The sequence below is a fragment of the Micromonospora sp. 4G55 genome (assembly GCF_016803375.1).
The window spans coordinates 1-8,174 of the sequence record NZ_JAEVHN010000258.1; the positions used below are offsets into that span (position 1 = coordinate 1).

Annotated in this window: 3 protein-coding genes; 2 read left to right on the forward strand and 1 reads right to left on the reverse strand. The window is 71.8% G+C overall.

The window, feature by feature from the left end; genetic code table 11:
* Window positions 1–542 (forward strand): class F sortase (locus JNW89_RS20345; RefSeq protein WP_238450099.1); only part of this gene is annotated, 542 nt, incomplete at its 5' end.
* 56 nt (window positions 543–598) lie between these two features.
* Here JNW89_RS20345 and JNW89_RS20350 read toward each other — a convergent pair.
* Window positions 599–5,647, reverse strand: a complete 5,049-nt coding sequence (locus tag JNW89_RS20350) for an NAD-glutamate dehydrogenase (RefSeq protein ID WP_238450100.1) — start codon at window positions 5,645–5,647, stop codon at window positions 599–601.
* A gap of 287 nt (window positions 5,648–5,934) precedes the next feature.
* Here JNW89_RS20350 and JNW89_RS20355 point away from each other — a divergent pair, with 287 nt between their 5' ends.
* Window positions 5,935–7,893 (forward strand): penicillin-binding transpeptidase domain-containing protein, encoded by a 1,959-nt coding sequence (locus JNW89_RS20355; RefSeq protein ID WP_238450101.1) that lies wholly within the window; start codon window positions 5,935–5,937, stop codon window positions 7,891–7,893.
* The last annotated feature ends 281 nt before the right edge of the window (window positions 7,894–8,174 follow it).

An 8,174-nucleotide genomic window follows, 5' to 3' on the forward strand; every position in this document is an offset into this window, starting at 1 on the left:
CCGCCCCGCAGACCCCCGCCGCCGAGCCGGACGCCGTACCCGACGAGGGCCTGGTCGAGGCGGTGGAGGTGCCGCCCGCCGCGTTGTCCCGATCCGCCCCCGGCACCATCTCGATCCCGCGCATCGGGGTCGACGCCGAGATCATGACGTTGGGCACCAACCCGGACGGCACCGTCCAGGTCCCCCCGCTGGACCAGGCCCAACGCGCCGGCTGGTACTCCCCGGGGCCCAGCCCCGGCGAGGTCGGCAACGCGGTGATCGTCGGGCACGTCGACTCGGCGAAGCTCGGCCCCGCCGTCTTCTTCGAACTCGGCGCCCTGCTGCCGGGTGACACCATCACCGTCACCCGCGCCGACGGGGTCAAGGCCACCTTCGCCGTCGACGAGGTCCGGTCGTACCCGAAGGTGTCCTTTCCCACCGAGCTGGTGTACGGGCCGAACGACAAGCCCGCCCTGCGGGTGGTGACCTGCGGCGGCGAGTTCGACCAGGCCGCCCGCAGCTACCCCGACAACATCGTCGTCCTCGCCACGATGACCGGGTGAACGCGACGCGCCTCCGGTGGGACCTGAGTCCCGCCGGAGGCGCGTCGGCGTACTCGTCAGGCGGCGGCGGAGGTCCGCACCAGGGTGCGGATCTGGCGCAGCAGCACCGACAGGGCGGCCAGATCGGCCCGCGACTCGTCGAACTCCCCCATGGCCCGGCGGGCGCGGTGGATCGAGGTGGCGTTCGACTGCTCCCACTGGAGCACCCGCTCGTTCGAGGGCAGGTTGTCCGGGGTCGAGCCGAGAACCTCCGCGGTGAGCGCGGCCAGCGCGGCGTACAGGTCGTAGCGCAGCGCCATCCGGGCCAGCGTCTGCCAGCGGTCCTCCCGCGGCAGCAGGGAGATCTTCGACAGCAGGGAGTCCACCCGGAACAGGTCGGACAGGACGAAGTAGACCGACGCCACCTCGCCCACGTCCCGCCCGCTGGAGGTGGCCGTCTCCACCACGTCCAGCAGGCCGAAGCTGTACATCAGGCGGGTCGCCTGCTCGGCCAGGTCGCGCGGCAGACCCCGCTCGGCCATCGAGTCGATGTGCGCCGCCAGCGACTCCCGCTCGCTGCCGTAGAAGCGTTCCTCCAGGTCCGGCAGGAGCCGGGCCACGCCGTCGCGCAACCGGGCGATCTCGGCCGGCACGTCGATCGGCGAGCGCCGGTTGGTGACCAGCCAGCGCACCGCGCGGTCGAGCAGCCGCCGAGTGTCCAGGTAGACGCTGGTCTGCAGCTCCGGGGAGACCTTGTTGTCCAGCGCCTCGACGGCGTCCCAGAGCTCGCGCAGCCCGAAGACCTCGCGGACCACCACGTACGCCCGGATCACGTCCGCCGCCGAAGCGGCCGTCTCCTCGACGACCCGGAAGACGAACGAGATGCCGCCCCGGTTGATCGCCTCGTTGACGAGCACCGTGGTGACGATGTCGCGGCGCAGCCGGTGCTGGGCCATCCGGTCGGCGAAGCGCTCGCGCATCGGCGTCGGGAAGTAGTTGACCAGGACCTCGGTCGTCCACTCCTCGTCGGCCAGCCCCTCGGCCAGGATCTCCCGCTCCAGCACGATCTTGACGTACGCGAGCAGGACCGCGAACTCCGGCGCGGTCAGCCCGGACTCGGTGCGGACCGCCAGTTCCTCGTCCGGCGGCAGCGCCTCCAGGGCCCGGTCGAGCTGACCGGCCCGCTCCAGCTCGTTGATCATCCGCCGGTGCACCGGGAGCAGGGACGCGGCCTGGGCCTGGGCATTGTTGATCGCCCGCGCCTGGTCGTAGTTGTCCCGCAGCACCAGCTCGGCGACCTCGTCGGTCATCTGGGCGAGCAGCTCGTCCCGCTCGGGGACGTCCAGCGCGCCGTCGGCGACCGCCGTGTTGAGCAGGATCTTGATGTTCACCTCGTGGTCGGAGCAGTCCACCCCGGCCGCGTTGTCGATGAAGTCGGTGTAGATCCGGCCGCCGTTCTGCGCGTACTCGATCCGGCCGTGCTGGGTGCAGCCCAGGTTGCCGCCCTCGCCGACCACCCGGCAGCGCAGGCTCTTGCCGTCCACCCGGATGGCGTCGTTGGACTTGTCGCCCACCTCGGCGTTGGTCTGCGTCGACGCCTTCACGTAGGTGCCGATGCCGCCGTTCCAGAACAGGTCGACCGGCGCGGTGAGGATCGCCTTCATCAGCTCCTGCGGGCTGAGCTGCGTCACGTCCTCGTCGAGGTCGAGCACCGCCCGGACCTGCGGCGTAATCGGGATCGACTTGGCGGTACGCGGGAAGATCCCGCCGCCCTCCGAGATCAGCTTCCGGTCGTAGTCCTCCCACGACGACCGGGGCAGCTCGAACAGCCGCTTCCGCTCGGCGTACGAGGTGGCCGCGTCCGGGTCCGGGTCCAGGAAGATGTGCCGGTGGTCGAAGGCGGCCACCAGCCGGATGTGCTCCGAGAGCAGCATCCCGTTGCCGAACACGTCGCCGGACATGTCGCCGACGCCGACCACGGTGAAGTCCTGGGTCTGGGTGTCGTGGCCCAGCTCGCGGAAGTGCCGCTTGACCGATTCCCAGGCGCCCCGGGCGGTGATGCCCATCTTCTTGTGGTCGTACCCGGCGGAGCCGCCGGAGGCGAACGCGTCGCCCAGCCAGAAGTTGTGCGCCGCCGAGATCTCGTTGGCGATGTCGGAGAACGTGGCGGTGCCCTTGTCCGCCGCCACCACCAGGTACGGGTCGTCGACGTCGTGCCGGACCACGTCGGTCGGCGGCACGATCTCGCCGCCGACGATGTTGTCGGTGACGTCGAGCATCGCGCCGACGAACTCCTTGTAGCAGGCGACCGCCTCGTCGCGGTCCCCCGGCTTCTGCTTGAGCACGAAGCCGCCCTTGGCGCCCACCGGCACGATCACGGCGTTCTTCACCATCTGCGCCTTGACCAGGCCGAGCACCTCGGTGCGGAAGTCCTCCCGCCGGTCGGACCAGCGCAGCCCGCCCCGGGCCACCGGCCCGAACCGCAGGTGCACGCCCTCGAACCGGGGCGAGTACACGAAGATCTCGAACTTCGGCCGCGGGGCCGGCAGGTCCGGGATGGCCTGCGGGTCCAGCTTGAACGCCACGTACGACTTGGGCCGCCCGCCGACCGGCTTCTGGTAGAAGCTCGTCCGCAGGGTGGCCTGGATCAGCGTCAGGTACGACCGCAGGATCCGGTCCTGGTCCAGGCTGGCCACGTCGTCCAGGGCCGCCCCGATGGCGGTGACCAGCTCACCGCTGCGCTGCCGGCGCTCCTCCATGCTGGCCGAGCCCGGGGCGAACCGCGTCTCGAAGAGCTTCACCAGCAACGCGGTGATCTTCGGATACGCGATGAAGGTCTGCTCCATGTAGTCCTGGGAGAAGACGGTGCCGGCCTGGCGCAGGTACTTCGCGTACGCCCGCAGCACCACCACCTGCCGCCAGGTGAGACCGCCGCGCAGGACCAGCTCGTTGAAGCCGTCCACCTCGGCCTCGCCCCGCCAGGCGGCGGCGAAGGCGTTCTCCACGTGCGGCCGCACCTCGGCCAGCTCCTGGTGCCCCTCCGGCAGGCGCAGGCCGAAGTCGTACAGGAAGACCCGGCCGTCGACCCGATCCACCTCGTACGGGTGCTCGTCGACCACCGCCACGCCGAGCGAGTGCAGCACCGGCAGCACGGCGGAGAGCATCATCGGCTCGCCGTACCGGTAGACCTTGAAGCGCACGTCCATGGCGTCGTCGGCGTCCCCGCCGGCCCCGCGCGGAGCGAGCTGCTTGCGGAACAGGTGCATCTCCAGCTGGCCGGGCTCCTCCAGCAGCTCCAGCTTGGCCAGGTCCTTCATCGCCTCGTACGGCGTGTGGCCGTCCTTGTAGCCCTCGGGGAAGGCGTCGGCGTACCGGCTGAACAGGTGCTTGGCCTGCTCGTCGCCGAGCTTGCGCTCCAGCACCAGCCGGTAGTCGTCGTCCCAGAGCCGGGTGGCGTCGGCCAGCTCCTCGGCGAGCAGGTCGGCGTCGACCTCGCCGGGCGGGTTGGTCGGGTCGGTCCGGACGATGAAGTGCACCCGGGCCAGCATCGACTCGGTCACCCGGGTGGTGTAGTCCACCCCGACGCCGTTCAGCTCGTGCAGCAGGATGTCCTGCATGCGCAGCCGGTTCTGCGTGGTGAACCGGTCCCGCGGCAGGTAGATCAGGCAGGAGATGAACCGCCCGTACGCGTCCCGGCGCAGGAAGACCCGCAGCTGCCGGCGACCGGCCATCCGCAGCACGCCGATCACCGCGTGGTACAGGTCGTCGGTCTTGATCTGGAACAGCTCGTCGCGCGGGTAGGTCTCCAGGATCTGGAGCAGGTCCTTGCCGGAGTGGCTGCGCTGGCTCAGGCCGGAGCGGTCCAGCACCTCGGCGACCTTGCGTCGGACCACCGGCAGCTCACGGACGCTGGTCCGGTACGCGGCGGTGGAGAACAGGCCGAGGAAGCGCCGCTCCCCGACCACCTCGCCGGCCTCGTTGAAGATCTTGAACCCGATGTAGTCCAGGTAGGCCGAGCGGTGCACGGTCGCCCGGGAGTTCGCCTTGGTGATGATCAGCAGGCGCTTCTCCATCACCTTCTCGTGCGCCTCGGGCGTCATCGACGACAGCGCCCGGGCCTCCGGCGAGTCCGACCGCAGGATGCCCAGCCCGGTGCCGAGCACCGCCTCCAGCGCCGGTCCGTCGCCGCCGTCGCTGTCGACCAGCCGGTACTCCCGGTAGCCGAGGAAGGTGAAGTGGTCGTGGGCCAGCCAGCGCAGCAGCTCCACCGAGTCGGTGATGTCCTTCTCAGGCACGGGCGGACGGTTGTCGGAGGTCCGGGCCGAGGCCAGTTCGTCGGCCAACGCCAGGGCGCGCTGGCGCATCTTCGGCCAGTCCTCCACCGCCTCGCGGACGTCGGTGAGCACCCGCTGCAGCTCGCGGCGCAGCTTCTCCCGCTCCCCCGCGTCCCGGACCGGGTCGATCTCGATCCGCATCCAGCTCTCGACCAGGTCGCCGGCGATCGCGTCGTCCGGCTCCACGTCGGCGGAGACCTCGGTCAGTCGGCCGAGCGGCTCCCGCCGCACCACGACCAGCGGGTGCACCAGCAGGTGCACGTCGAGGTGGTGCGAGTTGAGCAGCGCGGTCACCGAATCGACCAGGAACGGCATGTCGTCGGTGACGATCTCGATGACCGTGTGGTGCTGCTCGGCGTCCGGCTCGTGGATGCGCAGTTTCAGCTCGCCCGGCACCCGCTGCTGGGCCAGGTCCCGGTGCGCCCTGGCGGCGTCGAGCATTTCCTCGGCGGTGAATCCGATCAGTTCCTCGTCCGGCGCGAACCGCCAGAAGCGGCCCACCAGGGTGGCCGCGTCGTGGTCGTCGCCGGCCAGCGCCACCGCCTGGGCGACCAGGCGCTCCGCGTTGGGTACCGGCTCGTCGAGCTCCGCGTCCTCCACGTCGTCCCCGAGCGCTTCGGAAGGAAGCCCCAGGTCATAGAGGGTGTCGATACTCGAACCGGTCATCCCGGTAACTCCTGTGTCGAGTCGGCCGAAGCCGTCCCCGTCGGTCGCCGAATCGAAGCTGTCGTCCCGGCCGGTGTCAGCCTGCCGGAGGTCGGGTCCCGGTTTGATCGCCGGACGCCGGTCCATCGGTGCCACTCCCCTCGACCCACCGCGTTGTGGGTCACTCTGCCGCCCAGCCTAGGCCCTGCCACTCTGTTCGTTCGTCGGCGGACCACCGGCCGGACGTCCGGTTCGGGACTCTGTCCTTTCACCCGTTGCAGATACGTGGTCGGCCGGCTGCGGAGTACCCCGACTCGCGATGTTCATCACACCGCCGTCGGGGTCTTCACGCAGCGTGCGACCACGCCCGGGCGGTACGGGGAGCACGGCCGTACTAGCGTGCAGGGCAGTCCGAGATCCGGAGGTACCGCTCCATGCCCGTGTCGTACCCGCTCCGCCGTACCCGTACGCGCATCCGGTCGACCCTCGCGGCGCTGACCGCCACCGTGCTGGCGGCCGGTGCGCTCACCGGGTGTTCGGACGGTGACGGACCGGAGCGGACCGTCGACGCGTTCCTGGCCGGCTGGCGCTCCGGTGACCTCGGCGCGGTCGGGTTCATCGACCCGACCGGCGCCCGGCTGCCGGCCACCGAGGTCGCCAAGGAGATCAAGGAGCTCTCCGGCGAGCTGGCCGCCACCCCGCCCACCCTGCGCCGCTCCGGCGACGCCGAGGTCACCAAGGACATCGCCACCGCCAAGGTCCGGGTGGAGTGGGCGCTGCCCGGAAAGACCACCTGGGCGTACGACCGACCGGTGCGGCTGCGCCAGGGCCGGGACGACCAGTGGCAGGTGATCTGGGAGCCGCAGCTGGTGCAGGAGCAGCTCGGCGAGGGCGACCGGTTGACGGTACGCCGGGTCGCCAGCCCCCGGGCCGGGGTGCTGGACGCCGCCGGGCAGCCGATCGTGGCGCCCCGGCAGGTGGTCCGCGTCGGTGTGCAGCCCAGCGAGGTGACCGACGTGAAGGCGCTGGTCAGGCAGCTCGACGCCGCGTTCAAGGCGATCCGGCCGGCGCTGAACCCCCCGGTCGACCTCTCCGAACTGCCGAAACGGCTCAGCGAGGCGGATCCGGGCGCTTTCGTCGAGGTGGTGACGCTGCGGGACGAGGCGTACCGGCAGATCCGGTCGCGCATCTACGACCTGCCCGGCACCCGGTTACCCACCGAGAAGCGGGACCTGGCCCCCACCCGGGAGTTCGCCCGGGCGCTGCTCGGCTCCGTCGACGAGGCGCAGGCCGACGACCTGGCCGCCCACCCCGACCGGTACGCCAAGGGCGACCTGGTCGGGCACGGCGGCCTCCAGGGCCGCTACGACGACCGCCTGCGCGGCACTCCCGGGCTCACCGTGCTCGTGCAGGGGCCGGCCGGCCCCGACGGCAGCCCGGAGCCGACCGAGGTCTTCCGGCACGAGCCGCAGCCCGGCCAGCCGCTGAAGACCACCCTCGACGTGGCCACCCAGAACGCCGCCGACGCCGCGCTGCGCGGCGAGAAGCGCCGCTCCGCGCTGGTGGCGGTACGGATCAGCGACGGCGCGGTGCTCGCCGCGGCCAACGGGCCCGGCGCGGCCGGGGAGAACCTGGCCTTCACCGCCCAGGTGCCGCCGGGCTCCACCTTCAAAGTGGTCAGCGCCCTCGGCCTGCTCGACCGCGGCGCGGTCGGTGCCGACTCCGTCGTGGACTGCCCGAAGACGTTCACCGTGGACGGACGATCCTTCAAGAACTCCGACGACTTCGTCCTCGGCAAGGTGCCGTTCCGCACCGACTTCGCCAGGTCCTGCAACACCGCCTTCGCGTCCCTGGCGCCGAAGCTCGGCCCCGACGGGCTGGCCGTCACCGGCCGTACCCTCGGCCTGGAGGGCAGCTGGGATCTCGGCACGGACGCCTTCACCGGCAAGGTCTCGGCCAACGGCTCGCCGGTCGAGCAGGCCGCCGCCGCGATCGGCCAGGGCACCACCGTGGTCAGCCCGCTGGCCATGGCCGGGGCCACCGCCGCGGTCGCCCGCGGGCGCTGGGAGCAGCCGAAACTGGTGCTCGACCCGGCCCCGGCCAAGCCGGCGGAGCCCGGCCCGCAGCTCAAGGCCGAGTCGGTGGAGCCGCTGAAGGCGATGATGCGCGAGGTGGTCACCGCCGGCACGGCGAAGGCGCTGGCCGACGTCCCCGGCGGCCCGGTGTACGGCAAGACCGGCACCGCCGAGTACGACAACAACCCGGCGCACACCCACGCCTGGTTCGTCGGCTGGCAGGGCGACGTCGCGTTCGCGGTCTTCGTCGAGCAGGGCGGATCGAGCACGTCCAGCGCGGTCCCGATCAGCGAGCGCTTCCTCCGCGCCCTCCGCTGACCCGCCCCAGCCTCCCGACACCCGACGCCGGGCGCGTGGCGCTCGGCGCCCAGCGCTCGGCGCCCAGCGCTCGGCGCCGCAGCCCCGCCGGCGTTGGTCGACTCCGTTTGCGGCGAGTCGCGGTGTCCGTCAGCCGTGATACCCGCAACACGCCGCAAACGGGGTCGCTCACGGACAGGCGAGCCGGCCGGATCGGTCAGGCGATGCCGGCGGACGACGGCGACGGGCCGTCCTCCGACGCCCCGTCCTCGTCGGCACGGGGCACCCGGCGGAGCAGCCCG

Bases quoted from the DNA above. Each gene is read 5' to 3' on its own strand.
- JNW89_RS20355 (WP_238450101.1), top strand. From the start codon at position 5,935: ATGCCCGTGTCGTACCCGCTCCGCCGTACCCGTACGCGCATCCGGTCG.
- JNW89_RS20350 (WP_238450100.1), bottom strand. From the start codon at position 5,647: ATGGACCGGCGTCCGGCGATCAAACCGGGACCCGACCTCCGGCAGGCT.